Here is a 26383-nt window from a genome sequence, read left to right on the forward strand (position 1 = left end):
CTAGGCTCTGGACTCATTGAGTTTCACAGCCAATAGATGACGATTGCAGCGAGAGCGATGGCAGAGAAGAATGCCTTTGGGCATCTGTCGTACCTGGTTGCCACACGCCTCCAGTCCTTGAGCCTGCCGAACATGATCTCAATGCGGTTGCGGCGTTTGTAACGCCGCTTGTCGTATTTGACCGGGGTCTTGCGTTGGCTCCGGCCTGGGATGCAGGCGCGGATCCCCTTGTCTTGCAGGGCTTCTCGGAACCAATCAGCGTCGTAGCCCCGATCCCCGAGCAGCCAATCGACGTTCGGTAGGCTGCTGAGCAGCGCACGCGCACCGATGTAATCGCTGACCTGCCCCGCGGAGACGAAGAAGTTGATCGGGCGGCCTTTACTATCGCAGAGGGCGTGCAGCTTGGTGTTCATGCCACCCTTCGTGCGACCGATCAGCCGACCACGCCCCCTTTTTTCACGCCCAGACTGGACGCAGTACGATGTGCCTTCAGGTAGGTCGCATCGATCATCACTGTCTTCTTCTCGCCATGCCCGGCTGCCAACCCCGCCAGCATCAGCGCGAAGATGCCTTTGTCGCTCCAGCGCTTCCAACGGTTATAAAGCGTCTTGTGAGGACCATACTCCTTCGGCGCATCCCTCCAGCGCAAGCCATTGCGGTTTATGAATATAATCCCGCTCAGGACGCGCCGGTCGTCGACACGCGGCTTGCCGTGGGACTTCGGGAAGTAGGGCTCCAACCGCGCCATCTGCGCGTCGCTCAGCCAGAAAAGATCAGACATGTCACCGCTCGTTTTCCGAACGCTGAATCATGCCCTTCGGCTGAAATCAATGGGTCCTGAGCCTAGCATCACACGCGCAGGCACAACGCCCAGCAGCTCAGTTTCGCTGTCCGGCCGCAATCGAAAGACGCCGCGCGACGTCCATCACCATGTCCTGATAGGATGCACGGTTCGCGATCCCGCGGTCCAGCGGAACTCCGATGAGCAGGGCGCCGATGACATGGGACTGTCCGTCGTAAATCGGCGCGGCAATTCCCGCCGCTTCCGCCATTGCCTCTCCGGCCGTAAAGCAGACACCTCCGCGCCGCACCTCCTCAAGCGCGGCATGGATCTTCCCGGGGTCGGTGACCGTACGCGGGTTGAACTGTCGCAAGGGTTCTTCCGCCAAGTACCTCTCGCGCCACTCCGCGTCGGCATAGGCCAGAAGCACCTTTCCGCTAGCCGTGGCGAAGACCGGTCGGGTTGCGCCGATCGGAACCACGTAGCGGATGGAAAGATTGCTTTCGACGACGTCCTCGTACACCACGACTCTTCTGTCCCGGTCCAGCGTGGTGAAAACGGAGGTCTCTCCGGTCAGGTCCCGCAGAAGCTTGAGATGGTGGCGCACCATCTGCGGGAACCGCGACCGGGCAAGGATGGATGTCGCGAACTGGAACACCCGGGGGCCAAGACTGTACAGGCCATTCTCATGGATCAGGTAATCCTGATCGGCGAGCGGCCGCAGCATCGTCAGAAGAGAACTTTTCGGCGCCCCCAGAGAAACGCTGAGTTCGGCGAGTGTCATCGCCCCCTGTTCGGACTCCGCAATGTGCTCGAACAGGTTCATCAGGCGCTTGATTGAACGAGGCGGAGTCCGGCGCCCATCGGGCGTAGAACCGGACTTCGCCGAAGTGTGTTTTTCTCGGCTCATGCGACGCCTTCGCTTTGACCAGCCTGTCCGGCAGCCCTCAGGTGACCTGGACGCCGGAAATCCCATTTCCGGTTGTGGAATTCAAGCAGGGGAAAGCCGCTCATGCCAGACACCATCAAGATTTACAAAGAGAACGCCACGCTCGTGTTGGAACTTGCGCGCCCGAAGGTCTTCAACTGCCTGTCGATGCAGGTTTTCGCCGAGTTGCGGGACGGCCTGACGACCGCCGAGAAGGACAAGTCCATCCGCGCGGTGCTGATCCGGGCCGAGGGCAAGCACTTCTGTACGGGCGCCCAACTTGGCGAGGTGAAGGAGAAGATCGCCGACAAGGCCGAACTCGACGGCTTTCTCGCGCTTGGTCACGAGGTGCTGTGCCGATTCGAAGCAAGCCGTCTGCCGGTTGTCGGCCAGGTGCAGGGCCTGTGTCTGGCGGGCGGCTTGGAACTTGCCCTAGCCTGCGACGTCGTGATTGCGGGCCGTAGCGCGACTTTCGGAGATCAGCACGCCCAATTCGGTCTTGTCCCTGGTTGGGGAGGGTCAGCGAGGCTGCCGCGGGCAGTAGGGATGGGGCGGGCCATGGACCTCTTCCTGTCGGTTCGCTGGCTGGATGCCGAGACGGCCGAACGCTGGGGCCTCGTGAATTATGTCGTGGACGATTCGGACCTGGCCGCGACTTCGCTGGAATATTGTGCCAAGCTGGCCACCCGCTCGGGGCCGGGTCTTGCCGGAATGAAGCAGCTGGCCCGCGAGGGTATCGACACGAGCCTGGATGGAGCGCTGACGCTGGAGCGGTTGACGGCCCCCGACTTCCTGATGTCCGCCAACGTCGCGGAAGGTATCGCGGCGTTCGAAGGCAAGCGGGACCCGGTCTTTCCCGAAGCCTGAATGGCGGGGCAGGGGGCCGGGCAATCGGTCAAGGCACGTAAATGCAAACGGCCTGCGGAGCGATCCGCAGGCCGTTCCGACATCTCTGCCGAAGGATCAGCTGTAGAGCATCTTGTACGGCAGGTAGGTCGACAGTGCCGGGAATGGGATCAGCATGGCCATGATGAAAAGCTCGGCGACGAGGAACCACATGACGCCCTTGAAGATGGTGGGCAGAGCGATCGCATCGCCGACCACCCCCTTGACGACGTAGACGTTCAATCCGACCGGTGGCGTTATCATCCCAATCACCAGGTATTTCACCACGATCACGCCGGCCCAGATCGGATCGATGTGTGCGGCCTTGAAGATCGGCAGGATCACCGGAAGCGTGAGCAGCAGAACGCCGAGCGGATCGAGGAACATCCCTAGCAGCAGGAACACGACCGACAGACCCAGGATGATCGTAAGTTGGTCGACCCCCAGAAGCGCGATCTGCTGCGCGATGAAGCTCGGCACCCCGGCGAAGGCCAGGAACCGCGTATAGAGCAGGGCGCCGATGGCCACGAAGAAGATCGAGGCGGTGCTTTCCAGCGCCTCGACAATGCTGTCCCGGATCGTCGTCCGCGTCAGATTCCGCTGCGCGGCGGCGATGATCGGAGCGAAGGTGCATCCCAGGGCAGCCGCCTCGGTCGCGGTCGCGATGCCGCTGTAGATGCTGCCCACGACACCCAGCACGAGCAGCGGGATGGGCCAGACGTTCAGCAGGATGCGCAACCTGTCGCCCCAGCTGACGTCCACGGCTGTCCTCGGACCCAGCTCGGGATTGATCGAGCAACGGATGTAGATCATCACCGAATAGACCGCAGCCGTCAGCAGCCCGGGAATGATCCCCGCCATGAGCAGGGCGCCGATTGAGGTTTCGGTGTACCAGCCGTAGAGGACGAACATGATCGACGGCGGGATCAGCGCGCCGAGCGTGCCCGCGGCCGACACGCAGCCGGCGGCAAGGGCGGGACCGTATTTCTCCCTCAGCATCTCCGGGATCGCGATGCGGCCCATTGCTGCGCAGGTGGCCAGCGACGAGCCGGACGCAGCGGCAAACCCGGCCGACGCGAAGTTGGTCGCGATCGCCAGCCCTCCGGGAAGCCATGACAGCCAGAGCCGGGCGGCTTCGAACAGACTCTTCGTCAGGCCCGTGTGAAAGGCGATCGCCCCCATGAAGATGAACATCGGGACCGCCGACAACGACCAACTCGCCCCGAACTCCATCGGCAGATCGCCGAAGATGCCGAGGGCGGCACTGGTCCCGCGGATGAAGATCAGACCGATCAGGGAGAGAGCGCCAAGGGCCAGGGCAATTGGTACCCGGCAAGCGATGAGCAACAGAAGACAGGGGACCGACAGCAGGCCGATGGCAATGTTGGACATGGGTACTTGCCAGCTTGAAGCGTGGGAATGGAGAGGAAGCGGACCGTCGACAGATGACTTATTCGGTCATCATGGTGGCGGCCTTCTTGTCGGTCGTTGGTCTTCCCTCGCCGGTGAGGCCGAACCGGAAATCACGCAGGGCCTGCGCGATTAGGACAAGGGCCATGATCCCGAAGGCCACCACCAAGACCCAGCAGGACGGCCATACGGGCATGTCGAAGAAGGTCACATCCTGGATTTCGTTCCGGTGCGTCGATTCCACCGCCTGTTCGAAAACGAGCCAGGTCAGCAGGCTGACGTAGATCCCGGGCCCAAAGGTTTCGAGGAACCGGCGGATCCCGCCGCTGCCACCCGACAGGTGATAGCTTTCGAACGGGCCGGTGATGCACCACTTGCGACCGGGACCCTCGACCAGCGCCTTGTCGATATCCTCGGCCGAGGCCACGCCTTCGACCAACAGGCTTACCGCCTCGCGCCACAAGGCTCCGGCAAGGCGATTGCCGATATGTCCGAAGACCTCGCGGTTCAGGCGCACCGGCACCTTTCCCCAGTGCGCATAGGTCGCGATGGCCGCGTCAACGGCGTCCGGATCAGTCTGGTCACCGCCGACCACCTCGACCAGACGCAGCAGGTGCGTCGGGGTAAAGGGATGACCCAGAACGCAGCGTTCGGGGTGACGGCAGAGCTGCTGCATCTCCGTCACCGGCAGCGAAGAGGTCGAGCTGGCGATCAGGACATCTGGCGGAAGCACCGCGTCCATCTCGGCGAGCAGCCGGCGCTTCAGGTCCAGTTGCTCGGCCGCGTTCTCCTGGACGAAGTCGCAGCCCTTCATGGCCTGGGCCAAGTCCGTGAACACCCGGACCCGCGCGGGATCGGCGCCTGGCGCCAGATGGCCCCCGAGGTCGGGCCACATCCGCGCCACTGCGCCGTGCGGCTCGTCCTCCGCTTCCTGGCGGCGCACAAAGACCCGCACGTCAAGGCCGCGCGCCAGAAAGAAGGCGACCCACGCCGACCCGACATACCCGGTGGCCACGACGCCGACCGTCCCGATGGCGGCGCCCGATTTGTAGCGGCTCATTCGGTGTCATCCCGGGATGAGGCGGCCGCAAGAATCTCTTCGGTATGTTCCCCGAGGCGCGGCGCAAGGCTGCGGATCCGTCCGGGCGAGGCCGAGAAGCTGGTGGTGATATCCATCGCGACGACAGAACCTTCGGTCGGATGATCCATCTCGCGAAAGAAGCCGACCTCGTCCAGGTAGGGGTCGGTCAGCAGGTCGGCCAGGTCATAGACTGGCCCGTGCGGAATATCGGCCTGGGCGAACAGGTCGTTCCACTCCGCCGTCGTGCGCAGGGCCACTGCCTCGGCCACGATGCCGTACAGGATGTCGATGTTGCGGGCCCGGTTGGCCGTGATGGCAAAGCGCGGATCTGTCGCCAGGTCGGGCTTGCCTATGGCGTCGTACAGGCGCCGGTACTGGGCATCGTTGTTGGCCATGACCGCGATATGCCCGTCGCGCGTGGCATAGGGGCGGCGATTCGGCGTGAACATCCGCAGATAGCCGACACCCTGTTCCGGTTCCCGCAATGTCGCGCCCCACAGATGCTCGGGCATGTTCAGCGCCACCATGCTGTCGAGCATCGGGACATGCACTTCCTGCCCTTCGCCGGTGCGCTCGCGCCAGAGCAGCGCCATCCCTATAGCGGACGCAAGGGCATTGCCGCAGAACTTGTCCGCAAGCACCGTCGGCAGATAGCCCGGCCGCCCGGTGACGCGCCCGATCATCCCCGAGAGGCCGCAGCGTGCCTGGATTACATCGTCGAACGCCGGGGCCTCGGCCAACGAGCTGCCGGGCCGGAAGCCGCCCGCCCAGGCGTAGACGATGCGCGGGTTCACCGCCTGAATCTGCTGATAGTCGATGCCGAGGCGCCTCGCGGCACTCGCCCGCATGGAATGGACGAAGACATCGGCCGTCGCAACCAGCGCCATCAGATGATCGCGCGCCTCGGGCTCCTTCAGGTTCAGCACGACGCTCTTCTTGTTCCGGTTCAGGTTCAGGAAGAAGGCGCCCATGGCCGGGCTGCGCGCTGGTCCGACGTGGCGGGTATAGTCCCCGCCCGGCTCCTCGATCTTGATCACTTCGGCCCCGAGGTCGCCCAGGTGCTGGGTGGCCAGCGGCCCCAGCACATTGATCGTCAGGTCGATGACCCGGAAGCCGGAGAGCGGTCCGTTCGCCGCAGGTCGACCGTTGGTCTGGCTCACTCTGCTGTCCCCCCTGCATGTGCCAAGTGTCCGGGCCAGCATGGCCGCGACCTGCGCCTTCGGCAAGGGATCGGGCGGACAGGGCGCCGAACCGCACGCATGTGCGTTTCTGCCGCTCATCCGGTTGCATCTTCCGGTTCCGGTCCCCTGACATTGTGCGCGCCCCGGTCGCCGAATAGGTCCTGACCGGACGACCGAGCCAGAAATGATGCGCCGCGATGAAGGCGAAGATCGATCTCGAAACCGTCCGGGCCTTCTGTGACCGGTGTCCCTTCAACCGCTGGCTGGGCCTGACGATTGTCGAGATCGGCGACAACTGGCTGCGCATGACCATGCCGTGGAAGACCGACCTGCTGTCGTCGCCCGAGCTTCAGCTGGTGCATGGCGGTGTCTTGGCGTCGCTGATCGACAGTGCCTGCGGTTATGCGGCGGCCCTCGTCGCCGGTCACACGGTCCCGACCGTCGATTTGGTGACCGATTATCACAAGGCCGCGGTCCCGGGCCCGCTGGAGGCCCGGGCCGAGGTGATCCGCGCCGGCCGCAGCCTCATCACCGCCCGGGCCGAGGTGCGCGACTGCGAGGGCAACCTGGTCGCCAGCGGGCGCATCGTGGCCTTCGGCGCGCGGGCGAACAATCTGGGCGGCAAGGTGCCCCCGCCCGCCTGACTTGAGCGCGGCGCTTTAGGCCTCATCCGCGTTCTGTGCGATGAAGGTGCTCCTCCGGCGGATGCCGGGGATCACCATCATCGCCACGGTGCCGACGGCCAGAAGCAGGAAGCACAGGCTTATCGGGCTGGTCACGAAGACGCTGAAGTCACCGTTCGAGATCAGAAGTGCGCGCCGGAAATACTCTTCCAGCATCGGACCGAAGACCAGCCCGAGGATGAAGAGCGCCGGGCTGCACCCGCATTTCACCGTCAGGAAGCCCAGCACGCCGAAGAAGGCGGCGACATAAAGGTCGAACCCCGACATGTTGACCGAGAAGACACCCATGCAGGCGAAGCCCATGATCAGGATATAGAGCCAGTGGTAGGGGATCCGCAGCATCCGCACCGAGAGCCCGACCAGCGGCAGGTTCAGCACCAGCAGCATCAGGTTGCCGATCCACATGCTGACGATCAGGTCCCAGAACAGGTTCGGATGGTCGGTGATGACCCGCGGCCCCGGCGCGATGCCCTGGATCATCAGCGCGCCCAGCATCAGCGCCATGGTCGGGCTGCCCGGAATGACCAGCGTCAGGGTCGGAATGAAGGCGGTCTGCGAGGCCGCGTTGTTGGCGGATTCAGGCGCCGCGACGCCCTGTATCGCCCCCTTGCCGAAGATGTCGGGGGTGCGCGAAATGGTCTTCTCAAGCATGTAGGCCGCAAAGGCTGCGATCGACACGCCCGCACCTGGCAGAACGCCGAAGAATGACCCGATGGCGGTGCCGCGCAGGATCGCGGGAGAGGCGTCGCGCATGTCCCGACGGGACGGCATCAGGGATCCGGTCGAGACCTTGAAGACGTTGCGGCTGTCGGGATCGTTGGCGGACATGATGATCTCGCTCAGGGCGAAGAAGCCGACGGCGACGATGACGAAGCTGATGCCCTCGTAGAGCTGCGGCAGATCGAACGCGAAGCGCGTCCGGCCCGATGTCAGGTCGGTGCCCACGGTCCCGAAGAGGATGCCAAGCATCGCGACCCCGATCCCCTTGACCAGCCCGCCACGCGCCAGCGCCGCCGTGGCCACCAGCGCAAAGACGATGAGCGTGGCATATTCCGGCGCACGGAACTTCAGCGCGATCGAGGCGATGGCCGGCCCCGCGACGATGATCAGCGCGGTACCGATGGTGCCTGCGACGAACGACCCGATGGCAGCAATGGCGAGCGCCGGGCCCGCGCGCCCCTGCCGCGCCATCTGGTAGCCGTCGATGCAGGTGACCGCCGACGAGGTCTCTCCCGGCAGGTTGACCAGGATCGAAGTGGTGGATCCGCCGTAGGCCGATCCGTAGTAGATACCGGCCAGCATGATCCATGCCGAAGGTCAGCGGCAGCAGCAGGCTGATCGAGACCTGTGGACCCACCCCCGGCAGCACGCCGATGGCGGTTCCCAGCGTCACGCCCAGAAGGCAGTATAGCAGGTTCGTGGGCGCGGCCGCGACCTGCAGGCCAATCATCAGTCCGTTCAGAATGTCCATGCGTCCGGCACCAGTTTGAGCGGCAGGCCAAGGGCGGTTCCGAAGATCAGGATGACCACGCCCACCAGAACGACGCCGACGATGAGAAGTTCGAGCGGCCGGCCACTGCGGTCGGCCTTCCAGGCGATCAGGGTCATAAGCACCAGGGCAGGCACGACCCCGAGGGATTCGACCGTGGCGCCGAAGACGACCACGGCCAGCAGGATCGCCGCGAATGGCCGCGCCACTGTGAAGACGAAGCGCGCGGCGCCTGCCTGGACCAGCGAGCGCACCGCCAGCACCAGCCCCAGCACTGCCAGGATCGCCCCCGCGACGGCGGGCAGGAACCCCGGTCCCATCCGGGCGACCGAGCCGATCCCGTAGCTGATGTCGCCGATCACCCCGGTCACGCCGAAACCGACGAACAGCGCCCCCAGCAGCATGTCCTCGCGCAGCTGCATCGTCACCTCCCGCTCCCACAGTTCATTCCGCCTTGATCCCGGTGGCGGCGATGACCTTCTTCCAGCGCGCGGCATCCTCGGTCACGACCTGCTCCAGGGCGCTGCCGGGTTCGGCAAGGACCGTTACGCCGAGACCCTTCATCTTCTCCGCGACCGCCTCGGCCCGGACCGTGTCGATCAGCGCCGTTTCCAGACGCGTGCGTATGTCGTCGGGCGGGCCAGCGGGGACGAAGATGCCGTTCCAGATCGTCGCGGTGACGGCCGGATAGCCCACATCGCCCATCGTCGGCGTTTCGGGGATCAGGGCGTCGCGGTTCCTGGCGGCAATTGCGAGCGCACGAACCTGGCCGTTGGCAATATAGGGGGCCAACGTGGCGGGGGAGGAGATCTATAGGTTAACCTCTCCATCCAGCACAGCCTTGAAGGCCGGACCCGACCCGCCGTAGGGCACATGAACCATGCTGGCGCCGGCTTCGACATTGAACAGCTCTCCCACCAGGTGACCCGAGCTTCCGATGCCGGCGGACCCGAAGGTGATGCGATCCCCCGCCTTGATCTTTGCCATCAGCGCCGGGAAATTCGCGATCTCGGATTGCTCGGCCACGGCGAAGGCCAGCGCCGTCTCGTTCAGGAGCGCAACGGGAACGAGGTCGGTGAACGGGTCATAGGTCATGTCGCTGCGCAAGTAGGGCGCGACCGAAATCCCGGCGGGAGTCGACAGGATCAACGTGTATCCATCGGGCTTCGAGCGCGCGACGAAGCCGTGGCCCACGGTCGTGCCGCCCCCGGTCTTGTTCTCGACCACGACAGTCCCGCCCAGTTGGCGGCCAAGCTCATCAGCCAGCAGACGGGCGATCGTGTCCTGCGATCCGCCCGGCGCATAGGGCACGATCAGCGATACCGGACGCGAGGGGAAGTCGTCCGCCGAGGCGACGGATCCGGCGGTCAGGCCAAGCGCGGCAAGCGCGGCCGCTAGAAATCTCATGATGTCCTCCCGTTCTGGCCGGCGCCCGGAACGGGGTGCGGCCATCGCCCCGCCTTCGTGGCGGGGTCCGGGCCAGCGTCGGGATTGTCCCCGCGTCGCTCAACATTTCCGTCGGCCGGACGGGGGGCATCAACATATCCGTGTTCCCTTGTCCGGCCTGCGAAAACCCGGCCGCCTCAGGTCGCGGTGAAGTCCGGCTTCCGCTTCTCCCGGAAGGCGGCGACCGCTTCCTTGTGGTCGTTGCTGCGGAACAGGAAAGGCTGGCTGTCGCGCTCGGCCCGGAAGCAATCTCCCACGGACCCGGCCGCCCCGTCGGCATAGATCGCCTTGGTCAGCGCGACCGCAAGCGGTGCCGAGGACGCGAAATCGCCCGCGACCTGCAGGGCCCGGTCGAGCGCCGCGCCGTCGTCGCAGAGTTCGTCCGCGATGCCGATGGCCAGCGCCTCTTCCGCGCGGATCATGTTCGCCATCATGATCAGGCGCTTGACCCGTCCCACGCCGACACGCTGCGGCGGGGTCCAGAACAGCCCCAGATCGGGGGCCAGACCAACCTTGGCGAAGGCCGCCGAATACCTGGCGCCGCGGGCGCTGACCACATAGTCCGAGGCGGCGGCAAGGGCCAGTCCGGCCCCCGCGGCCGGCTCCTCGACCGCGGCGATCACCGGTTTCGGCCCTGCCACGATGCACCGGGTGATCTTGTTGTTGCGCCAGATGCCGTTCCGGCTTTCGAGGATCTTCCGGTCGGATTTCATGTGGGCGATGTCTCCGCCCGAGCAGAAGGCGCCATGCCCCCCGGTCAGGACGATGACGCGGCAGGTCTCGTCGGCCACGAGGTCCTCGAAAGTGTCGAGAAGTCCGGCCAGCATGTTCGGGGAGCGCGTTGCGGGTGCGGGCATTGTCCATGGTGACCACGACGATGCCGCCGTCGTGCCGGTCCCTGCGGACCACGGATAGATTTTCGGTCACAGTGTCGCCTCCGTTCCCATTATGAGCGTTGCCTGACTGGACAGCGTTCTGCCGTTGCCATGAGCCAGGGCCGCCTCGACATCGCGCACCTGGCACTGACCTCCTTCGCCCCGTATCTAGGTGATTGCCTCGACCATCGTGAACAGGCCGTACATCCCCGGATGCACGCACGAGAGGCCGCCGCCGTCGGTGTTCACGGGCAGCGCACCGCCCGGGGCAATCTGCCCGTCCGACACGAAGGCGCCGCCCTCACCTTTGGCGCAGAAGCCGAGGTCTTCCAGGAACAGGATCGTGTTGATCGTGAAGGCGTCGTAGAGCTCGACCACGTCGACATCCGACGGTCCGAGGCCGGCTGCCGCAAAGGCGCGTTTGCCCGGCCACTTCGCGCCGGTGACGGTCATGTCGGGCATCATGTAGATCTCGTTGTGCGTGACGCACTGTCCGGCGCCCAGCAGATAGGCCGGCCGGTCGGCCAGGTCGCGGGCGCGGTCCGCCCGCACAATCACCACCGCCGCGCCGCCGTCCGTGACAAGGCAACAGTCGGTCTTGCGCAAGGGGGTCGAAATGGGACGCGCCGCAAGACAATCCTCGATGCTCAGGTTCTGCCCATGCATGAAGGCGTCGGGGTTGAGATTGGCCCATTTCCGGGCCGCTACCGCGACCTCGGCCTGCTGTTCCGCCGTGGTCCCGTACTCGTGCATGTGCCGCGAGGCAGCCAGGGCATAGGCCGACAGCGGGATCATCGGTCGGAAGGGGCCGACATAGGGTGAGGGCTTGATCGACTGGATCAGCTTGCCGCCTTCGGTCCGTTGGTTGGATCCATAAGCGATCAGGGCCACGTCAATGGCGCCGGAGGCCAGCAGATGCGCCGCGGCGAAAGCATGGACCAGGAAGGCGGATCCGCCGGTCCGGTTGTTGTCCATGTAGCGCGGGTTGATGCCCAGCTGCTGGATGAAGGTCATCTGGTTGAGGTAGTCGTTCGGATGGCCCGTGAAGACGGCATCGACGTCGCCGGGTGTCAGGCCCGCGCAGTCGAGCGCCTTCAGCGCCGAGATCACCATCAGGTCCATCGAGCTGTAGCCGTGCGCCTCGCCCATCCCGTGGGTCGCGTGGCCAACGAAAGCTGTCTTGCCGCGGGGGAAGTCGCCGGTCTCCATCATGCGCCCTCCGCCGGAGTGAAGACGACATGCGGGACGTCCTCGCCTTCTGCCCGGATTACCGCTGTCACCGGCATGCCGATCCGCACCTCTGCCGAGGCGATGCCGTCCACGCGCGTCATCATGCGAACCCCTTCGTCCAGCTCCACGATGGCGACGTTGTAGGGCTCTGCCGGAGGCCGTTGACCGACGACCGTGACCGCGTAGACGGTCCCCTTGCCGGAGACCTCGACCCATTCCAGGTCGCGCGCGCCGGTGACAGGCTCGGCCACGCGGGGGTGAAAGACGAAACGGCCGCTGGACCGGCTGCGCTGGATCATGAACCGGCCGGCGCGCAGGTGCTCGGCATATTCGACGTCGGGTTTCGGGTAGCTCATTCCATGCCCCTGATGGTGGATACGCCGCATCGTGAATTTGCGGCCGGGGCACGGGAACGGGGCGCGGAAATTTCCGCACATATGCGCGGAGAGGCGGGCCGCGCGCCCGCCGCCTTGGCATTATGTCAGGGCTTCTTCTGGGCCAGGAAGCCTGCCACCCGTTCGCGATGTTCGGGGGTGTTGCGCAGGACGGCCATGTGCGACGACATCATGTCGAGATGCGCGTCCAGCGCCATCGTCTGGGCCTGGTAGACTGCGCGCTTGTACATCCGGACCGCCTCCGGCGGCTGGCGGACGAAGGTGCCCGCCATCTCGATGGCGCGGGCCAGCGACTGCCCTTCCGGCGCGACCTCGGTCACCATTCCGATGCGCAGCGCCTCTTCCGCACCGACGGGCCGGGCGCTCCACAACAGTTCCAGCGCCCGGTCGATCCCGACGAGACGCGGCAGGTACCAGGCCCCGCCGTCGCCGGCGATCAGGCCCATGCTGATGTAGGATTCGGCCACGTTCGCCGTTTCGTCCATGATGCGGATGTCGCACATCAAAGCCATGTCGAGCCCCGCGCCACGCGCCACGCGCCACGCGCCACGCCGTTGATCGCGGCCAGCATCGGCTTGTCCATCCGTTCGAGCGTCAGGGCAATCGAATGGACGTATTTCCAGAGGAAGTTCTTCTGTTCCACCAGATCGTTGTTGTCGGCCCGCTCGCTCATCCGTCCGGCATCGCCGCCGGCACAGAATGCCTTCCCGGCCCCGGTCAGGATCAGCGCCCGGACCGCAGGATCGGCCTCGGCCTGCACCAGGAGGTCGCGCCAGGCTAGGATCATCTCCAGCGTGAAGGCGTTGTAGCGGTCCGGCCGGTTCAGGGTCAGGATCGCGATCCCGTCGTCGCGAAGCTCGTACTTGACCAGGTCGGTATCGGTCGATGTCATGCTTGTGTTCCTCGGTCTGTCAGTTCTGCGCCGTTTCAGTGGAAACCCCGACGCCGGCCAGGACAGAGGCGGTGTCGGCACCCAGTCCCGGCACGTCCGGGCTGACAGGCGCGTCGAAACCCGCGAACCGGAACGGCGCGTTCGGCACAAGGTAGCTGCCCGCCGGATCGGTGACGGTGCTGAAGCTGCCGCGCGCCAGGACCTGCGGATCGGCCATGGCTTCCCCCACGCGAAGGTAGCGGGTGCAGGGCACTGCGGCCGCAAGCAGCGCGTCCTCGCAAGCGGCCGAGGTGCGTTCCGTGGTCCATTCCTCGATCAGGCGCATCAGGATATCCCAATGCTCCTCGCGGATCTTCGTGTGCACGAAACGGGGATCTGAAATCCATTCGGGATGGTCCAGAACCTTCGCCAGCGTCTCGAAGTTTCTCTGGCTGGTCGGCGCGACGACGACGAAGCCGTCCGTGGTCCGGAGCGGCTGGTAGGTCCTGAGCGGGGCAGGGGAGGGGGCCTGTTCTTCCTGCAGTTCGAAGATCAGCAGGTTGAGCATCGCGTCGAGCAGAGCCACGTCGATGTAGTGCCCGCGCCCCGAGACCGCCCTGTCGAAAAGCGCCGTCTGGATGGCGCCGAACCCGGCCAGTCCGCCCATCACGTCGGCGATGAAGATGGCGGAATTCGCGGGCTTCTCGGCCGTGCCGCCCTGGTAGGTCATCTGCGCCAGGTCATAGCCGCTGGCCGCATGGATGATCGGCGCATAGGCCGGGCGCATCGACTTCGGCCCCGATTGCCCAAAACCCGAGATCGAGCAGTAGATCGTATCGGGCCTGAGCCTGGCGACCGCATCGTAGCCCACGCCAAGCCGTTTCGCGACGCCTGGACGCCAATTCTCGATCACCACGTCGGCCTGCGCGGCGAGGGCCAGCGCCGCGCCCAGCCCGTCCTTCGACTTCAGGTCCAGCACGATGGACTTCTTGCCCGCGTTGATGTGGCCGAAGAAGCTGGAATGCCCCTCGCGGACCGGCCGGCGGGCGCGGTTGTGGTCGCCGGCCGGAGGCTCGACCTTCAGCACCAGAGCGCCGAGGTCGGCCAGCAGCCGGGTGCAATAGGGCCCCGCCAGCATGTTGGTGAAGTCGAGGACCGTGATCCCTTCGAGCGGAAGTCTTGCCATGGTCATCCTCCTGCCAGTTCCTTCGGTCCCGCTGTCAGTGCCGGATCGGGCTTGACGAGGAAGGCCCAGAGCCCTTCGCCACCCACTTTCCCGGCGATGGCCCCCACCCAGTCGGACCATTCGGCCTCGGACCCGAATTCGTCCCGCCAGGACCAGAGGCGGCGGGTCAGGAAATGTAGGTGGTACTCGTGGGTGAACCCCACGGCACCATGCACCTGATGGGCAATGGCGGCGACTTCGCCGGCCGCCTCGCCGGCACGAAGCTTGGCGCAGGCCGTCTCGAACCGCGCGGGGCCCAGGGACCGGGCATCCCCGGCCGCGTGGCTGGCGGCGCTGGCTGCGGCGGCCTCTCCGGCCAGGCGGGCGATCTGTTGCTGAACCGCTTGGAACTTCGAAATCGTGCGTCCGAACTGCGCGCGTTCCTTGGCATATGCGACCGTCATGTCCAGCACTCGCTCCATCGCGCCGGCCATCTGCGCGGCCCGGAACAGGGCGCCATCGAAATGCAGGTCGTCCCGGCTTCCGCCTTCGCCGATGGCGGTGACGGAAACGCCGTCCAACCGGAAGCTGTCGCGCGGCTCTCCGGCATAGTTTCGGTCGAGGGCTGCAGGATCGGGCGCGTCCATCCGCACGGTGCGCCATCCTTCCGCCGTCTGTGCGATGACCACCAGGACTCGGGCATGCCGGCCATGGGGCACCCGCCGGAGCGTTCCGCTCAACCGCCAGGTTCCGCCGTCGCGCAGAAGCTCTGGTGCATCTGACAGCAGAACCGGGGATATTGTCGCCGACGTCCCTTCCGGCAGCGGTTCCAGCCCGGCAGTAGCCAACGCCCGCTCGGCAAGCCAGGTTTCGACCAGCGGCACGGGCAGTGCATGCCGTCCCGCCAGCCGCGCCATGGCGCAGAGGTCGGCATCCGTCAGCCCGGCACCGCCGCGCGCCTCGGTGAGGGCGGCCAGGTCCAGCCCCAACTCGGCGCAGGCGTCCCACAGCCCGCCGGTTAAGCCGCCCTGGTCCGCCTCGTCGCGCACGGCTTTGGTCAGACGCTGGCCGAACAGCCGTTCGGCACTGTCCGCGAGCAGTCCCGCAATCTCGCTCATCTCAATCCCAGCTCCCGTGCGATGATGCCGCGCAGGATCTCGCGCGTGCCGCCCCGGATGGAGTGCGACGGTGCATAGAGCGCGGCGTGGTCGATGGCGGCCAGACGCTCGGGGCCCAGGTCGGCCCGCCGTTCCTCGGTGATGAAGTCCCGCGCCGCCGCGGGGACCGCCTGGTCGAACGAAGTGCCTAGGTCCTTGACCAGCGCCGCCTCTGCCATGGGAACGACGCCCCGCTGGATCATGGCGGCAATGGCGAACGACATCCTGTGCAAGGTCCACAGATGCGCCGTCAGACGACCGACCTGGCCGGCGCCGGCCTCCAGGTCGGCAGAGATGTCGGTCATTGCGACCAAGGCCCCGAACGAATTGACCCAGCGTTCCGATCCCGAGCGTTCGTGCGCGAGTTCGGTCGAGACCTGGCCCCATGCGCCACCGACCTGTCCGATCAGCCGGGCTTCGGGAATGAAGACGTCCTCGAAGACCACTTCGTTGAAGTCATGATCGCCCGCGATGTTCACGATGGGCCGGATCGAGACACCCGGCGATGCGAGATCGAGGATGAACTGCGACACGCCGGCATGACGATGTTTCTCGTCCCGGGGCGAGGTCCGGGCGAAAAGGTTCATGTAGTGGGCGCGATGCGCGTAGCTGGTCCAGATCTTGCGGCCGTTGACCCTCCATCCCCGGTCCGAGCGCTCGGCCCGGGTGCGGATCGAGGACAGGTCGGACCCGCTGTCGGGCTCCGACAGTCCGGCGCAGAAGTAGCAGTCGCCGGCGGCGATCCTAGGCAGGTATTCGGCCTTCTGTTCCTCGCTGCCGTAGGCCAGGAACAGCGGGCCGATCTGCCGGTCGGCCAGCCAGTGCGCGCGCACCGGCGCACCGGAGGTCAACAGCTCCTCGGTCACGACGTAGCGTTCCAGCGACGTGCGGGCCCGACCGCCGTACTGTTCAGGCCAGGTCATCCCGATCCAGCCTTTCGCGCCGATGCGTCGGCTGAAATCGGGATCGTAACGGTCCCAGCCGTCGGGTGTGCGTTCATAGTGGCCTGCCCGGCGCTCGTCGGACAGGAAGTCCCGCACCTCTTCGCGAAGGCGGTCAAGGTCGGGCGGCAGGGCCGCGTCCTGAAGGCTGAAGCTCTGGAACGTCATGGCGGTTCGCTACTCCCGTCACACGCTCCCGTCGCCGGGCCTCGCGCGGGAAAACACGCTCATGTTCGCGCAGGAAGGGTTTGGAACACCGTTTGACAATCTGCAGGCCGTATGACTATGCGCACATAATTCATATTTATGAACGCGAGGGATCCATGAGCACCGAACCCCTGATGAAGCTCGAGGTCGAGGAGGGGGTGGCGACCCTGACCATTAACCGGCCTCAGAAGATGAACGCCTTCACGGTGCCGCTGATTCGGGAATGGGACGCTTTACTAGGCCGGGTGCTGGAGGACGACGCGATCCGGGTGCTGATCCTGACCGGCGCGGGCCGGGCCTTCTGCGCGGGCGGTGACATCGACGATATCGAGAACATTCTCGCCGGCGATGCGCTTTCCCGCAAACACTACCTCTGGCCGGTCGTTCACAACATCGCGGACAAGCTGGAACGACTGGATAAGCCGGTGATCGCGGCGCTGAACGGAACGGCGCGGGGCGCCGGGCTCGACATGGCGCTGATGTGCGACCTGCGCTTCGCCGCGCACTCGGTAACTGTCGCGGAAAGCTATATCAACCTTGCGCTGATCGCGGGCGACGGAGGCACCTGGTTCCTGCCCCGTATCGTCGGGACCTCGAACGCGCTCGACATGTTCTGGACCGGGGACCCGGTGAGCGCCGAGGAGGCTTTTCGCATCGGCCTGGTGAACAGGCTCTATGACGACGACAAGCTGATGGACGAGACACGCGCCTACGCCTCGCGCCTTGCTGCTCAGCCGCAGGAGACGATCCGCATCTTCAAGCGGGCCACCTACCAAGGCATGACGATGAGTCGGCGGACCCATTTCGACATGATCTCGTCCCACATGTCGATGCTGTTCCACAGCGACGACCATCGGGCCAAACTGTCCCACATGCTGCAGCGCTGAGGGAGAGGACCCATGCCCCTCGATCCCGATACACTCCTCAACTGGAATTTCGGCAAGGTCGAGCAGACCTTCAGCCGGAAGGATGCGATGCTCTATGCGCTCGGCATCGGATTGGGCGCCGACCCGCTGGACAGGGACCAGCTGCGCTACGTCTACGAGCGCGAACTGGCCGCCTTTCCGACCCTGCCGGTCGTGCTTGGCACGCCCGGGGCCTGGCTGGCGAACCCGGCGACCACGGTGACGCGCCGCAAGGTTGTGCATGGAGAGATCCGATTGGACCTGCACGGACCGATACCTGTCGAAGGCACGATCCGCGCCGAGCCCCGCGTTACCGGCCTGACCGACAAGGGGGCCGACAAGGGCGCGCTGATCTTCCAGGAGCGGCGGATCACGGATGCGGCCGATGGCCGCCCGATCGCCACGGTCCGGGGTGTCACCTTCGCCCGGGCCGACGGGGGGTTCGGCGGCGATCCCGCCCCGCTGCGCGGCCTGCCTCCCGTCCCGGACCGCGCGCCGGACGAGCGGCTGACGGCCCGCACCTTCCCGTGGCAGGCGTTGCTCTACAGGCTGAGCGGCGACATGAACCCGCTGCATGCCGACCCCGATGCGGCACGAAATGCAGGCTACGATCGCCCCATCCTTCACGGGCTGGCCACCTTCGGCGTGCTCGCCGTGCCGCTACTTGGTCACATCTGCGATGGCGATCCGGCGCGGCTGGCCACATTGGAGGGTCGATTTTCGGCGCCGGTCATGTCAGGCGACGCGCTTGTCCTGGATGTCTGGCACACGGAGGACGGAGCCGCCTTCGAAGCGCGGGTTCCTGATCGCGAAGTGACCGTATTCAACCGAGGCCGCCTGATTGCCCGCTGACTGTCACGGGATCGCGCGATAGGTCTGGGTGTATTCGCCTGACAATTTCGCGGCCGTGTCCTGCACCATCGGAATCAGCCGTTGCAGGTCGCGCTTTATGCGCGAGAGCGGTCCCGTCAGCAACAACGCGACCGCCACGTTGCCGTCCGGATCGCGTATCGGTGCGGACAGCCCACCGACATCCTCGACCGTGTCGCCCAGACTGATATCATATCCCTTCGCGGGCAACTCCTCGAGGCGCTTGCGCAACGCCTTTAGGTCGGTAGGGGTATCAGGCGTCAGTTGCCTGAGCTTCTCGGCCTTCAGGTAGCCATCACGAAATTCCTTCGGGGCGAAGGCAAGTAAGACCCTTCCCGCGGCAGTGGAATAGATCGGCCGCACGCTGCCCACAGGAACCGAGAATCGGACTGACTGCGAACCATCCACAACCTCCACGTAGGTGATGGTTCGGGACTTCTGGTTCAGGGTGACCAGGATCACAGTCTCACGCGAGTCACGCGCCAGCGCCTCAAGATAGCCTCGTGCCATGATCTGGGTGCGACGGTTGCCCAGAATATCGGATGCCATCCGCACTGCGGCGGGACCGAGGGTGTAGTGAGATGCCGATTGGACAAGAAACTGAACCGCACTGGGTTTGCCGGAGGCTGATTACGGTTAGTTACGCGGCCATGTCTTCATTTTCCAGAGCCGCGTAGAAGCTGGCCTCAGCCTCGGCTGGCGGGATGTTCCCGATGGGCTCGAGAAGACGGCGGTTGTTGAACCAGTCGACCCATTCAAGCGTCGCGTATTCGACGGCCTCGAAGCTGCGCCAAGGCCCTCGGCGATGGATGACTTCGGCTTTGAAGAGGCCATTGATAATCTCTGCGAGAGCATTGTCATAGCTGTCCCCGACGCTGCCGACGGAGGGTTCGATGCCGGCGTCGGCCAGACGCTCAGTGCAGGCTCGATGGATCCGGTCATCACCTTTCGCACATACATGTTGGTCTGCCCCCGATCACCCGCCTGAAATGGCAAACGTCAGACCCATTGGCCACGCTGTGCGCTGACAACGACAACCTGCACCGGAAAGGGAGGACGCGATGCGCAAGGCATCCACGATTTCGACGATTGCACTCATGGCGGCTGGCGCCATGCCCGCCGCGACGATGGCGGACACCTTCACCTTCGCGCACAGCTTCCCGCCCCACCACACGGTGACGACCGAGGGCTACGAGCCCTGGATGGCATGCGTGGGCGAAAAGCTGCCGGGCACCACCTTTACCCATTTCCCCGGCGGACAAATCGTCAAGGGTCCCGAGACACTGGACGGGCTGGTGAACGGGCTGGCGGACATCACCGCGGTGATGATCGGCTATGTCAGCAGCAAGCTGCCGCTGTCGGGGGTCGCCTACCTGCCGGGCCTCGGCAATGACGCGGCTCACGTCGCCCGCGCTTTCGAGAAGACCGTGCGCATGGCGCCGGTGGCGGACGAATTCGCCGCAAACGGCATCCATCCGATCTGGGTCTATTCCATGCCGGTCTATCAGCTGGTGTCTTCCAAAGGCGAGCTGCACAAGCCGGAGGACTTCAAGGGCAAGGTGCTGCGGTCGAGCGGCGGGGCCATGACGCTGACCATCAGCGCGCTCGGCGCCGCGCCTACCGAGATGCCGATCGGCGATCTCTATGTCGCGATGGAGCGGGGAACGGTCGAAGGCACGATGCTCTCGCTGTCCTCGATCAAGCCCTACAACGTCGAGACGCTGATGAATGCGATGAGCACCAACGCATCGCTCGGCGCCTATACCGTCGCGGTCTCCATGAAGACCGACAAGTGGCAAGCGCTCTCCGAGGAGACGCGCACTGCCCTGACCGAGTGCGGGTTGCAGGCCGGCGAGCGGCTTTCGGCCTTCTTCGACGAGGAGGGCCAGGCCCTGACAAAGGAATTCGCGGACGCCGGCGTGTCGATGTATGAATTCACGCCAGAAGAGCTGGAGTGGATCAACCAGGCGGTCGCTCCGGTTGCCGATGACTGGGTGAAGCGGCTCGAAGATCGCGGGGCACCGGCGCAGGAGGCGCTTGACGTCTACAAGAAGCTTCTGGCCGAAACCGAGTGAGGCCGGGCATGCCGCACCTCGCGAATGTGGTGGGCCGTGTCTGGTCCGGCCTCGAAACCGCCGCAGCCTGCATTGCGGGCGTCGCGATGGTCTGCGCCATGCTGCTGGTGACCGCGGATGCTTTGTTGCGGCATCTGTTCGACAACCCGCTCACCTTCCAGATCGCCCTGACCGAGAAGTACCTGCTGGTGACGATGATCCTCATGGCCATGCCATGGGGATTTCGCACCGGAGGGTACATCCGCATCGACGAACTCACCCGGCGGCTGCCGATCCCGGTGGCCGAGGTCGTACTGCGGGCGGGATTGGTCGCCTCGGCCGTCTACATCGCGCTCCTAGCGCTGCGGTCCTGGACGCGGTTCCACGAGGCCCTGCTGCGCGACGAGGTCGTGCTGGGCGTGATCGACTGGCCGGTCGCGTGGTCGTGGTTCCCGTTGCCCGTCGGCCTCGGGATGCTCTCGGTCCGCCTGCTGATCGAAGCTTGCCGACCGCAGACCGGCCCCGCGGCCCACGCGCCGCACGCCTCGGCCGAACCCTGACAAGTCATCGGAGCCTGATGTGATATTCCTAGCCGGACTGGCCATTCTTGTCGGCGCCATCGTGGTGGGCATCCCCATCGGATTTGCCCTTGGACTCTCGGGCATCCTCAGCCTGATGCTGGTCGTGAACTGGACGGTCATCCAGGCGCTGATGGCACAGGTCGTGCACGAGGCGGCTGCGAACTTCGTCATCCTGACCATACCGATGTTCATCCTGATGGCGGAATTCCTCAGCGCCGGTGGCATCGCCCGCGACCTCATGATCGCCTGGAACAAGGCCATGCGCGGGCTGCGCGGCGGCCTGGCCGTGGCGGCCGTGGTGACCGGGGTGATCCTGGCCGCCACCTCGGGCAGCTCGACCGCCTCGGTCGCGAGCATCACTCGAGCGGCATTCCCGACGATGCGCGCCTTCGGCTACAACCCGGGCTTCGCCATCGGCCTGATCTCGATCACCGGAACGCTGGCCATCCTGATCCCGCCCTCCATCGCGCTGGTCGTCTTCGGGCTGATGACTTCGGAGCCGATCGGCGACCTCTTCATCGCGGGATTGCTGCCCGGCCTGCTGACGGCGGGCGGCTACATCCTGACGGTGGCGCTGGTCGCACGATTCCGGCCCGACTACATCCCCGCCGTGAAATCGGTGACGGAGATCAAGGAACTTTCCGACAAGGTTGGCGGCCCGGTCTGGCCGATCGTGCTGCTCGTGGTGCTGGTACTGGGCGGTCTCTATGGTGGTGTCGCCACCCCGTCCGAGATCGGCGCGATCGGGGCACTGGGCGCCGGGGTCATCGCCTTGGCGCTCGGCCGAATGACGTGGTTCTACTTCGTCCAGTCAGTCGGAAATGCGCTCCGATCCAGCGCGATGATCATCACGATCATCTTTTCGGCTTCGCTGTTCGGCTACTTCATCACGTTTTCGCACGTCACCGACTCGATCCTGGACTGGATTGCCGAAGCTGGTCTGTCACCCTATGCGGTGTTGACCCTCCTAATCCTGATATACCTCGTCCTCGGCATGGTTATGGACCAGTTTGCAATCCTAGTGCTGACCGCGCCGATCACTCATGCCATCGTCACCGGTCTGGGGTTCGACGGGGTCTGGTTCGGGATCATCATGGTCAAGACTGCCGAGATCGGGCTGGTCACGCCCCCTCTTGGCTTGAACGTGTTCATCGGCTCCTCGACCGGCGGCGTCCCCCCGAGGGAGGCATTCCGGGGTGTCGTTCCGTTCATAGTCGCCGAACTCGTGATCCTAGCCATCCTCATTGTCTTTCCCGGCGTCGTGACGTGGCTGCCAACGGTCATGTAGGCCAGTTCAAGCTTCGGCCGCAGGTACAACGACAATGGCACACGGTTGTGTCGGGAGCTGGCCCGACGCTTCCGGCACCCGGCAGAGCAAGCCATCAAGGTTGGCGCAACTCTGCCGCGGAGCATCCGAGATGAGCGATGAATTCGCCTATGACGTGACAGACGGCATCGCGACGCTGCGACTGTGTCGGCCCGACAAGGGCAATGTGCTGAGCCGCTCCGGCCTCATCGGGCTTGCCGCGGCGGTGGATGCCGCGGATCGCGACGATGCGGTTCGAGCGATCATCTTCACCGGCGAAGGGACTTCCTTTTGCAACGGAATCGACATCTCTGCCGGTAACACCTTTCAGACGGATCCCGCACCCGGCGAAATCCGCCGAGGTCCCGGCGGCCTGCTGTCGCTGCGGATTTTCGAGTGCACCAAACCGGTGATCGGCGCCGTGAATGGAACGGCGGTCGGAATCGGCGCTACGATGCTGTTGCCCATGGACATCCGCGTCGCGGCAAACACGGCTCGGTTCGGCTTCGTCTTTACCCGCCGTGGCATCGTGCCCGAAGCCTGTTCGACATGGTTCCTGCCCCGAGCCGTCGGAATTTCTCGCTCATTGAAATGGACCTATGGCGGCAGTCTGGTTCCTGCTGCCGAGGCTCTGGAGGCGGGTCTGGTGCTGGTGTTGACGGAAAAAGACGTTCTCTACGACCGTGCCGTCGAACTGGCGCGCGACATCGCGGTTTCGACTTCGGCAGTCTCGGTCGCGCTGACCCGGCAAATGATGTGGAGGATGCTTGGCGCCGACCACCCGATGTAGGCGCGGGCGATGATGGCTATGGGGCAGGGGTCCGATTCCGCAGAAGGCGTGGCATCGTTCCGCGAAAAGCGCCGGCCGAATTTCCAGATGCGGGTCAGCCGAGACATGCCGGACTTCTATCCCTGGTGGCAGAACCGGGAGTTTAGTTGAACCGTTGCTCCGGGCACGGAAATCGCACATTGTTGCGATTGGACGCCTCAAATCGCCTTGGGGGTCAGCCCGGGACGGGGGACTTCGTAGCCTGTGCTCTGCCCCCTGAAAACTGGACCGTTTGAAGCTGGAGTTTTCGGCTAAGCTTTCCTGGCTGGGAGAGGAGCGGAAACGCATGAAGGCATCGAAGTTCACGGAGGCGCAGAAGGCGTTCATCCTGAAGCAGGGCGAGCAGGGAACGCCGGTCGCGGAGATCTGCCGTAAAGCGGGCATTAGCCAGGTGACCTACTTCAATTGGAAGAAGAAGTATGGCGGGCTGCTGCCGGACGAAATGCGTCGACTGAAGGCGCTCGAGGACGAGAATACGCGCCTGAAGAAGATCGTGGCAGACCTGACGTTGGATCGTGAGATGCTTCAGGACGTCATTCGGCGAAAGCTCTGAAGCCTGGACGTCTGCGCGAGATCGTGACCGGGATGTGTGTCGACTGGGGCGTGTCGATCCGGAAGGCTTGTGGGGCCATCTGCTTCGACACGTCCAGTTACCACTACAAGTCCCGGCGGACGCACCAGGCTGCCGTCGAAAGGCGGATCAGGGAGATCTGCGAGACACGTGTGCGGTATGGCTATCGCCGCGTGCATGTCCTGCTGCGACGCGAAGGATGGATGATCAATATGAAGAAGACCCGTAGGATATACAACGAGTTGGGCCTTCAGCTGAGGAACAAGCATCCCAAGCGGCGCGTGAAGGCAAAGTTGCGGGAGGACCGACAGGAGGCCATCGGTCCGAACGATGTGTGGGCCATGGACTTCGTGCACGACCAGCTCGCCATGGGCAAGAAGCTCCGCATCCTGACGGTCGTAGACACCCATTCCCGGCTCTGTCCGGCGGCCGATCCCCGCTTCACCTACCGCGGCGAGGACGTCGTTCAGACGCTGGAGAAGGTCTGCGCCAGGATCGGCTACCCGAAGACCATTCGGGTCGATGGCAGCGAGTTCATCTCTCGTGACCTCGACCTATGGGCCTATGCAAACGACGTCACGTTGGACTTCTCACGACCCGGGAAGCCGACGGATAATGGCTTCATCGAGGCGTTCAACAGCAAGCTCCGGTCCGAGTGCCTGAACGCCCACTGGTTCATGAGCCTTGCCGACGCCCGCGAAAAGCTGGAAGATTGGCGTAGACACTACAACGAAGACCGACCTCACAGCGCGATCGGATACAACGTCCCGATCGCCATGCATTATCCCGATGGCGTCACCAGCCCGTCATCGTGAGACAGCCGGGAAAATCCAGCTTCCGGCGGTCCAGGATTGGGTAGCAGTGCAATCAACCTGCGGACTCTCTCGGAAACCGGAGGAGAGTCGGGTCTCAGGTCATGACCAGTGCCGTGGAGGCAGTTCTCTGACCTCGTAGATAATGTTCGGGCCTTCTGCTTGGGATTTGGGATCTCGTATTAAGGACGGTGAGGGCCGCCATCGCGCGTACCCTGTGTTTGCTATGGATGAGATCATTTCTTGACGGCAGAGTCCGTCTGGGCAACCTTATCAAGGTATCCGGTCCGCCGGATGCCACACGACCTGCTGACCTCAGCAGCCGGATTTTCCCGACATAGGACGTTGTCTGACCTCAGCAGGAACGGCGCCTCGACGCGGCCGAGCGTGCCGAACCTGGCGATGAGCGCGTGCTCGAGAGCTGCGCTGGCAGTGCTTGCCTTGCCGGAGCGCGATAGAAATGCCAGCCCAGCAACTCCCGGGTATGGCAATCGATCACGAGCGCGAGCGAGGCCCAGCCATCCCTGCCGGTCCAGATGCGGGCGATATCCGTGGACCAGCGTTCGTTCGGCGCCGTGGCGACGGATGGAATGGCCTGGATGCGGGGCCGCATGCCGACGGCCCGCATCCGGACCTGCCAGCCCTTGAGCCGGAAGATCCGCTGCACCGTGTTCTTGTTGAAGCCCGGGAGCCAAGCCACGGTGCGACAACCGAAGGAGGGCTCCTCCTCGATCATCGCCTTGATCGGCTCGGAGAAGCGCGGATCGATCCGCGGAGCGGCCTTCACCGGCTTGTAGTAGACCGTGCGGCGCGGCACGCCGAACCAGGCACAGGCCTGGCGATCGACACCGTGATGCCCTCGGCGCTGAGGCCCTGCTGAATGCGACGGATCAATTCCCGTCCTGCGCATCCAGCAGGGCCTGCAACTTTTTTCACGCCCGGAGCTCCAGCATGGCCTCGCCGCAGGCCTCCTGAAGGTCCTTGAGCTGCTTCTCGTATTGCTCCCGAATGTCGAGCGGATTGGCCCGCAGCGAGTTCTCCATCCCCCGCTTCGCGTCTTCGACCCAGCCCTCGATCTCGGAAGGTGCCAGGTCAAACGACCGGCTCGCCTCCGCAACCGTCGTCTTGCCCTGGATGATCTCGATCACCAGCGCCGTCTTACGCTTCGCCGTCCAACGCTTGATGCTGTCGTCCATCGTCATACTCATCGCTACGTTCTCCCTTGTAGCATGAGCAGATTCCGCTGGGTCGATACATAGGTGCCGAAGTTGATGACATTGTGCACGGCGAACTCTTCGGTGCATTCGGGGCAGTCGAGCAGCCGCATTGCGTTCACAGCCGTGGCCATGATCCGCGCATCCTCGCCCATCACAAATGCATCGGACAGCAGGGCCGAAACGGGCAGCGCGGCGGGCATGTAGATGTCCACGATCTGAGCCACGTCGGCACCCTGCTTCTCTACCAGCGACAGCAGGGTACTAGCCTTGCCCACCGATTCAGTGCCGAAGTACTTGATGACGACCCGCCCGTCCGTCGCAGTCCGGACCCGTTCGAAGAACGGCAACAGACCCAGCGAATAGGTCGAATGGGTCTCTGGCAGTGACGAGGCATAGATGTATTCGTCCGTCGCCGCGGGTGCTCCGCCCGCGGCCAGAAGCAGGGCAAACCCTGCATGTCTCAGCTGTCGCATCGTGTCTCCTCCATCTCGGGGTGGCGGCGCCGGATCGGCA

At 64.8% G+C, this 26383-nt stretch carries 26 protein-coding genes and 4 pseudogenes; 9 read left to right on the forward strand and 21 right to left on the reverse strand.

The window, feature by feature from the left end; all coding sequences use genetic code 11:
• Positions 1 to 23 precede the first annotated feature (23 nt).
• Positions 24 to 781, reverse strand: a protein-coding gene (locus Q344_RS25875) for an IS5 family transposase (RefSeq protein WP_156954595.1) whose coding sequence is annotated in 2 segments (ribosomal slippage) — positions 24 to 445 and positions 445 to 781 — 759 coding nt in all. Because the reading frame shifts where the segments join, the coding sequence is not laid out codon by codon here.
• 97 nt (positions 782 to 878) lie between these two features.
• Positions 879 to 1757 carry an IclR family transcriptional regulator gene (locus tag Q344_RS24750; RefSeq protein WP_084178542.1) on the reverse strand — a complete coding sequence of 293 codons (879 nt, stop codon included), beginning with the start codon at positions 1755 to 1757 and terminating at the stop codon, positions 879 to 881.
• 36 nt (positions 1758 to 1793) lie between these two features.
• Here Q344_RS24750 and Q344_RS0122085 point away from each other — a divergent pair, with 36 nt between their 5' ends.
• Positions 1794 to 2576 carry an enoyl-CoA hydratase/isomerase family protein gene (locus tag Q344_RS0122085; protein ID WP_028288647.1) on the forward strand — a complete coding sequence of 261 codons (783 nt, stop codon included), beginning with the start codon at positions 1794 to 1796 and terminating at the stop codon, positions 2574 to 2576.
• Between the two features lie 96 nt (positions 2577 to 2672).
• Here Q344_RS0122085 and Q344_RS0122090 read toward each other — a convergent pair whose 3' ends face one another.
• The 3 genes from Q344_RS0122090 to Q344_RS0122100 are packed head-to-tail and all read right to left on the reverse strand — an operon-like array spanning position 2673 to position 6245.
• Positions 2673 to 3986: a TRAP transporter large permease gene (locus tag Q344_RS0122090; protein WP_028288648.1), complete on the reverse strand. Its 1314-nt coding sequence runs from the start codon at positions 3984 to 3986 to the stop codon at positions 2673 to 2675.
• A 58-nt stretch (positions 3987 to 4044) separates the two neighbouring features.
• Positions 4045 to 5064 carry a 3-hydroxyacyl-CoA dehydrogenase NAD-binding domain-containing protein gene (locus tag Q344_RS24755; protein ID WP_051630989.1) on the reverse strand — a complete coding sequence of 340 codons (1020 nt, stop codon included), beginning with the start codon at positions 5062 to 5064 and terminating at the stop codon, positions 4045 to 4047.
• Positions 5061 to 6245 carry a CaiB/BaiF CoA transferase family protein gene (locus tag Q344_RS0122100; RefSeq protein WP_028288649.1) on the reverse strand — a complete coding sequence of 395 codons (1185 nt, stop codon included), beginning with the start codon at positions 6243 to 6245 and terminating at the stop codon, positions 5061 to 5063. The genes Q344_RS24755 and Q344_RS0122100 overlap by 4 nt, the downstream gene beginning before the upstream one ends.
• Before the next feature lie 218 nt (positions 6246 to 6463).
• On the opposite strand from Q344_RS0122100, the gene Q344_RS24760 reads away from it, so the two are divergent.
• On the forward strand, positions 6464 to 6910 hold the full coding sequence (locus Q344_RS24760) for a PaaI family thioesterase (RefSeq protein ID WP_051630991.1): 447 nt from the start codon (positions 6464 to 6466) through the stop codon (positions 6908 to 6910).
• A 15-nt stretch (positions 6911 to 6925) separates the two neighbouring features.
• Here Q344_RS24760 and Q344_RS24765 read toward each other — a convergent pair.
• The 11 genes and pseudogenes from Q344_RS24765 to Q344_RS0122160 form a co-directional block, all read right to left on the reverse strand.
• Positions 6926 to 8420: pseudogene (locus Q344_RS24765) on the reverse strand (tripartite tricarboxylate transporter permease).
• The gene (locus Q344_RS24770) at positions 8408 to 8860 is read right to left on the reverse strand and encodes a tripartite tricarboxylate transporter TctB family protein (protein WP_051630993.1); all 453 of its coding nucleotides are present in this window, start codon (positions 8858 to 8860) and stop codon (positions 8408 to 8410) included. Before Q344_RS24770 ends, Q344_RS24765 begins: the two are co-directional and overlap by 13 nt.
• 22 nt (positions 8861 to 8882) lie before the next feature.
• Positions 8883 to 9890, reverse strand: a pseudogene (locus tag Q344_RS26635) (Bug family tripartite tricarboxylate transporter substrate binding protein).
• 131 nt (positions 9891 to 10021) lie between these two features.
• Positions 10022 to 10741, reverse strand: a complete 720-nt coding sequence (locus Q344_RS24775; RefSeq protein WP_084178546.1) for an enoyl-CoA hydratase/isomerase family protein — start codon at positions 10739 to 10741, stop codon at positions 10022 to 10024.
• 66 nt (positions 10742 to 10807) lie between these two features.
• Positions 10808 to 11971, reverse strand: a pseudogene (locus Q344_RS24780) (acetyl-CoA acetyltransferase).
• Entirely contained in the window at positions 11968 to 12345 is a 378-nt protein-coding gene (locus tag Q344_RS0122140; RefSeq protein ID WP_028288652.1) for a Zn-ribbon domain-containing OB-fold protein, read from the reverse strand. The pseudogene Q344_RS24780 and the gene Q344_RS0122140 overlap by 4 nt, the downstream one beginning before the upstream one ends.
• A 125-nt stretch (positions 12346 to 12470) precedes the next feature.
• A complete protein-coding gene (locus tag Q344_RS26485; protein ID WP_211249942.1) occupies positions 12471 to 12896 on the reverse strand; it encodes an enoyl-CoA hydratase/isomerase family protein in 426 nt (141 codons plus the stop codon).
• Complete coding sequence (locus tag Q344_RS26490; RefSeq protein ID WP_211249943.1) at positions 12887 to 13276, reverse strand: enoyl-CoA hydratase/isomerase family protein; 390 nt, start codon at positions 13274 to 13276, stop codon at positions 12887 to 12889. The genes Q344_RS26485 and Q344_RS26490 overlap by 10 nt, the downstream gene beginning before the upstream one ends.
• A 19-nt stretch (positions 13277 to 13295) precedes the next feature.
• A complete protein-coding gene (locus Q344_RS24790) occupies positions 13296 to 14441 on the reverse strand; it encodes a CaiB/BaiF CoA transferase family protein (RefSeq protein ID WP_211249944.1) in 1146 nt (381 codons plus the stop codon).
• Between the two features lie 2 nt (positions 14442 to 14443).
• Positions 14444 to 15538: an acyl-CoA dehydrogenase family protein gene (locus Q344_RS24795; RefSeq protein ID WP_051630995.1), complete on the reverse strand. Its 1095-nt coding sequence runs from the start codon at positions 15536 to 15538 to the stop codon at positions 14444 to 14446.
• Complete coding sequence (locus tag Q344_RS0122160) at positions 15535 to 16686, reverse strand: acyl-CoA dehydrogenase family protein (protein ID WP_036540377.1); 1152 nt, start codon at positions 16684 to 16686, stop codon at positions 15535 to 15537. Before Q344_RS0122160 ends, Q344_RS24795 begins: the two co-directional genes overlap by 4 nt.
• A gap of 155 nt (positions 16687 to 16841) precedes the next feature.
• Between Q344_RS0122160 and Q344_RS0122165 the strand changes: the two genes are divergently transcribed.
• Both Q344_RS0122165 and Q344_RS0122170 read left to right on the forward strand, forming a co-directional pair.
• Positions 16842 to 17612 carry an enoyl-CoA hydratase/isomerase family protein gene (locus Q344_RS0122165; RefSeq protein WP_028288654.1) on the forward strand — a complete coding sequence of 257 codons (771 nt, stop codon included), beginning with the start codon at positions 16842 to 16844 and terminating at the stop codon, positions 17610 to 17612.
• 12 nt (positions 17613 to 17624) lie between these two features.
• Entirely contained in the window at positions 17625 to 18482 is an 858-nt protein-coding gene (locus tag Q344_RS0122170) for a MaoC/PaaZ C-terminal domain-containing protein (RefSeq protein ID WP_028288655.1), read from the forward strand.
• A 3-nt stretch (positions 18483 to 18485) separates the two neighbouring features.
• On the opposite strand, the gene Q344_RS0122175 is transcribed toward Q344_RS0122170, so the two are convergent.
• Both Q344_RS0122175 and Q344_RS25880 read right to left on the reverse strand, forming a co-directional pair.
• Positions 18486 to 19049: an IclR family transcriptional regulator gene (locus Q344_RS0122175; RefSeq protein ID WP_084178547.1), complete on the reverse strand. Its 564-nt coding sequence runs from the start codon at positions 19047 to 19049 to the stop codon at positions 18486 to 18488.
• Between the two features lie 91 nt (positions 19050 to 19140).
• Positions 19141 to 19422: pseudogene (locus Q344_RS25880) on the reverse strand (integrase core domain-containing protein); the annotation flags it as partial.
• Between the two features lie 139 nt (positions 19423 to 19561).
• Between Q344_RS25880 and Q344_RS0122185 the strand changes: the two are divergent.
• From Q344_RS0122185 to Q344_RS0122210, 5 genes are all read left to right on the forward strand, one after another.
• Positions 19562 to 20575, forward strand: a complete 1014-nt coding sequence (locus tag Q344_RS0122185; RefSeq protein WP_028288658.1) for a TRAP transporter substrate-binding protein — start codon at positions 19562 to 19564, stop codon at positions 20573 to 20575.
• Between the two features lie 8 nt (positions 20576 to 20583).
• Positions 20584 to 21114, forward strand: coding sequence for a TRAP transporter small permease (locus tag Q344_RS0122190; protein WP_028288659.1), 531 nt, complete (start codon positions 20584 to 20586; stop codon positions 21112 to 21114).
• Positions 21115 to 21133: 19 nt separating this feature from the next.
• On the forward strand, positions 21134 to 22423 hold the full coding sequence (locus Q344_RS0122195; protein WP_028288660.1) for a TRAP transporter large permease: 1290 nt from the start codon (positions 21134 to 21136) through the stop codon (positions 22421 to 22423).
• Between the two features lie 130 nt (positions 22424 to 22553).
• The gene (locus Q344_RS24800) at positions 22554 to 23231 is read left to right on the forward strand and encodes an enoyl-CoA hydratase-related protein (protein ID WP_229669269.1); all 678 of its coding nucleotides are present in this window, start codon (positions 22554 to 22556) and stop codon (positions 23229 to 23231) included.
• 325 nt (positions 23232 to 23556) lie between these two features.
• Positions 23557 to 24656 (forward strand): IS3 family transposase gene (locus Q344_RS0122210; protein WP_156954784.1). Its coding sequence is split into 2 segments (ribosomal slippage): positions 23557 to 23818 and positions 23818 to 24656, totalling 1101 coding nucleotides; the frame shifts between segments, so codons are not numbered across the junction.
• A 352-nt stretch (positions 24657 to 25008) separates the two neighbouring features.
• On the opposite strand, the gene Q344_RS26495 is transcribed toward Q344_RS0122210, so the two are convergent.
• From Q344_RS26495 to Q344_RS0122225, 3 genes are read right to left on the reverse strand one after another with little or no spacing between them, the layout of a single operon-like run.
• Positions 25009 to 25563 (reverse strand): hypothetical protein, encoded by a 555-nt coding sequence (locus Q344_RS26495; RefSeq protein WP_211249945.1) that lies wholly within the window; start codon positions 25561 to 25563, stop codon positions 25009 to 25011.
• A gap of 22 nt (positions 25564 to 25585) precedes the next feature.
• A complete protein-coding gene (locus tag Q344_RS0122220; RefSeq protein ID WP_028288663.1) occupies positions 25586 to 25861 on the reverse strand; it encodes a DUF1153 domain-containing protein in 276 nt (91 codons plus the stop codon).
• Positions 25862 to 25863: 2 nt separating this feature from the next.
• The gene (locus Q344_RS0122225; RefSeq protein ID WP_028288664.1) at positions 25864 to 26343 is read right to left on the reverse strand and encodes a type 2 periplasmic-binding domain-containing protein; all 480 of its coding nucleotides are present in this window, start codon (positions 26341 to 26343) and stop codon (positions 25864 to 25866) included.
• Positions 26344 to 26383: the final 40 nt, after the last annotated feature.

Source organism: Pseudooceanicola nanhaiensis DSM 18065, from assembly GCF_000688295.1.
In the GTDB taxonomy this organism is placed as follows: Bacteria; Pseudomonadota; Alphaproteobacteria; order Rhodobacterales; family Rhodobacteraceae; genus Pseudooceanicola; species Pseudooceanicola nanhaiensis.

Coding starts and splice junctions, on each gene's coding strand:
- Q344_RS24770 (WP_051630993.1), bottom strand. CDS start 8,860: ATGCAGCTGCGCGAGGACATGCTGCTGGGGGCGCTGTTCGTCGGTTTC.
- Q344_RS0122170 (WP_028288655.1), top strand. CDS start 17,625: ATGCCCCTCGATCCCGATACACTCCTCAACTGGAATTTCGGCAAGGTC.
- Q344_RS26490 (WP_211249943.1), bottom strand. CDS start 13,276: ATGACATCGACCGATACCGACCTGGTCAAGTACGAGCTTCGCGACGAC.
- Q344_RS24800 (WP_229669269.1), top strand. CDS start 22,554: ATGAGCGATGAATTCGCCTATGACGTGACAGACGGCATCGCGACGCTG.
- Q344_RS0122185 (WP_028288658.1), top strand. CDS start 19,562: ATGCGCAAGGCATCCACGATTTCGACGATTGCACTCATGGCGGCTGGC.
- Q344_RS0122220 (WP_028288663.1), bottom strand. CDS start 25,861: ATGAGTATGACGATGGACGACAGCATCAAGCGTTGGACGGCGAAGCGT.
- Q344_RS24795 (WP_051630995.1), bottom strand. CDS start 15,538: ATGAGCGAGATTGCGGGACTGCTCGCGGACAGTGCCGAACGGCTGTTC.
- Q344_RS24775 (WP_084178546.1), bottom strand. CDS start 10,741: ATGCCCGCACCCGCAACGCGCTCCCCGAACATGCTGGCCGGACTTCTC.
- Q344_RS26495 (WP_211249945.1), bottom strand. CDS start 25,563: ATGCGCAGGACGGGAATTGATCCGTCGCATTCAGCAGGGCCTCAGCGC.
- Q344_RS0122090 (WP_028288648.1), bottom strand. CDS start 3,986: ATGTCCAACATTGCCATCGGCCTGCTGTCGGTCCCCTGTCTTCTGTTG.
- Q344_RS24750 (WP_084178542.1), bottom strand. CDS start 1,757: ATGGGATTTCCGGCGTCCAGGTCACCTGAGGGCTGCCGGACAGGCTGG.
- Q344_RS0122165 (WP_028288654.1), top strand. CDS start 16,842: ATGAGCACCGAACCCCTGATGAAGCTCGAGGTCGAGGAGGGGGTGGCG.
- Q344_RS26485 (WP_211249942.1), bottom strand. CDS start 12,896: ATGGCTTTGATGTGCGACATCCGCATCATGGACGAAACGGCGAACGTG.
- Q344_RS24760 (WP_051630991.1), top strand. CDS start 6,464: ATGAAGGCGAAGATCGATCTCGAAACCGTCCGGGCCTTCTGTGACCGG.
- Q344_RS0122175 (WP_084178547.1), bottom strand. CDS start 19,049: ATGGCATCCGATATTCTGGGCAACCGTCGCACCCAGATCATGGCACGA.
- Q344_RS0122140 (WP_028288652.1), bottom strand. CDS start 12,345: ATGAGCTACCCGAAACCCGACGTCGAATATGCCGAGCACCTGCGCGCC.
- Q344_RS0122225 (WP_028288664.1), bottom strand. CDS start 26,343: ATGCGACAGCTGAGACATGCAGGGTTTGCCCTGCTTCTGGCCGCGGGC.
- Q344_RS24755 (WP_051630989.1), bottom strand. CDS start 5,064: ATGAGCCGCTACAAATCGGGCGCCGCCATCGGGACGGTCGGCGTCGTG.
- Q344_RS0122190 (WP_028288659.1), top strand. CDS start 20,584: ATGCCGCACCTCGCGAATGTGGTGGGCCGTGTCTGGTCCGGCCTCGAA.
- Q344_RS0122160 (WP_036540377.1), bottom strand. CDS start 16,686: ATGACGTTCCAGAGCTTCAGCCTTCAGGACGCGGCCCTGCCGCCCGAC.
- Q344_RS24790 (WP_211249944.1), bottom strand. CDS start 14,441: ATGGCAAGACTTCCGCTCGAAGGGATCACGGTCCTCGACTTCACCAAC.
- Q344_RS0122085 (WP_028288647.1), top strand. CDS start 1,794: ATGCCAGACACCATCAAGATTTACAAAGAGAACGCCACGCTCGTGTTG.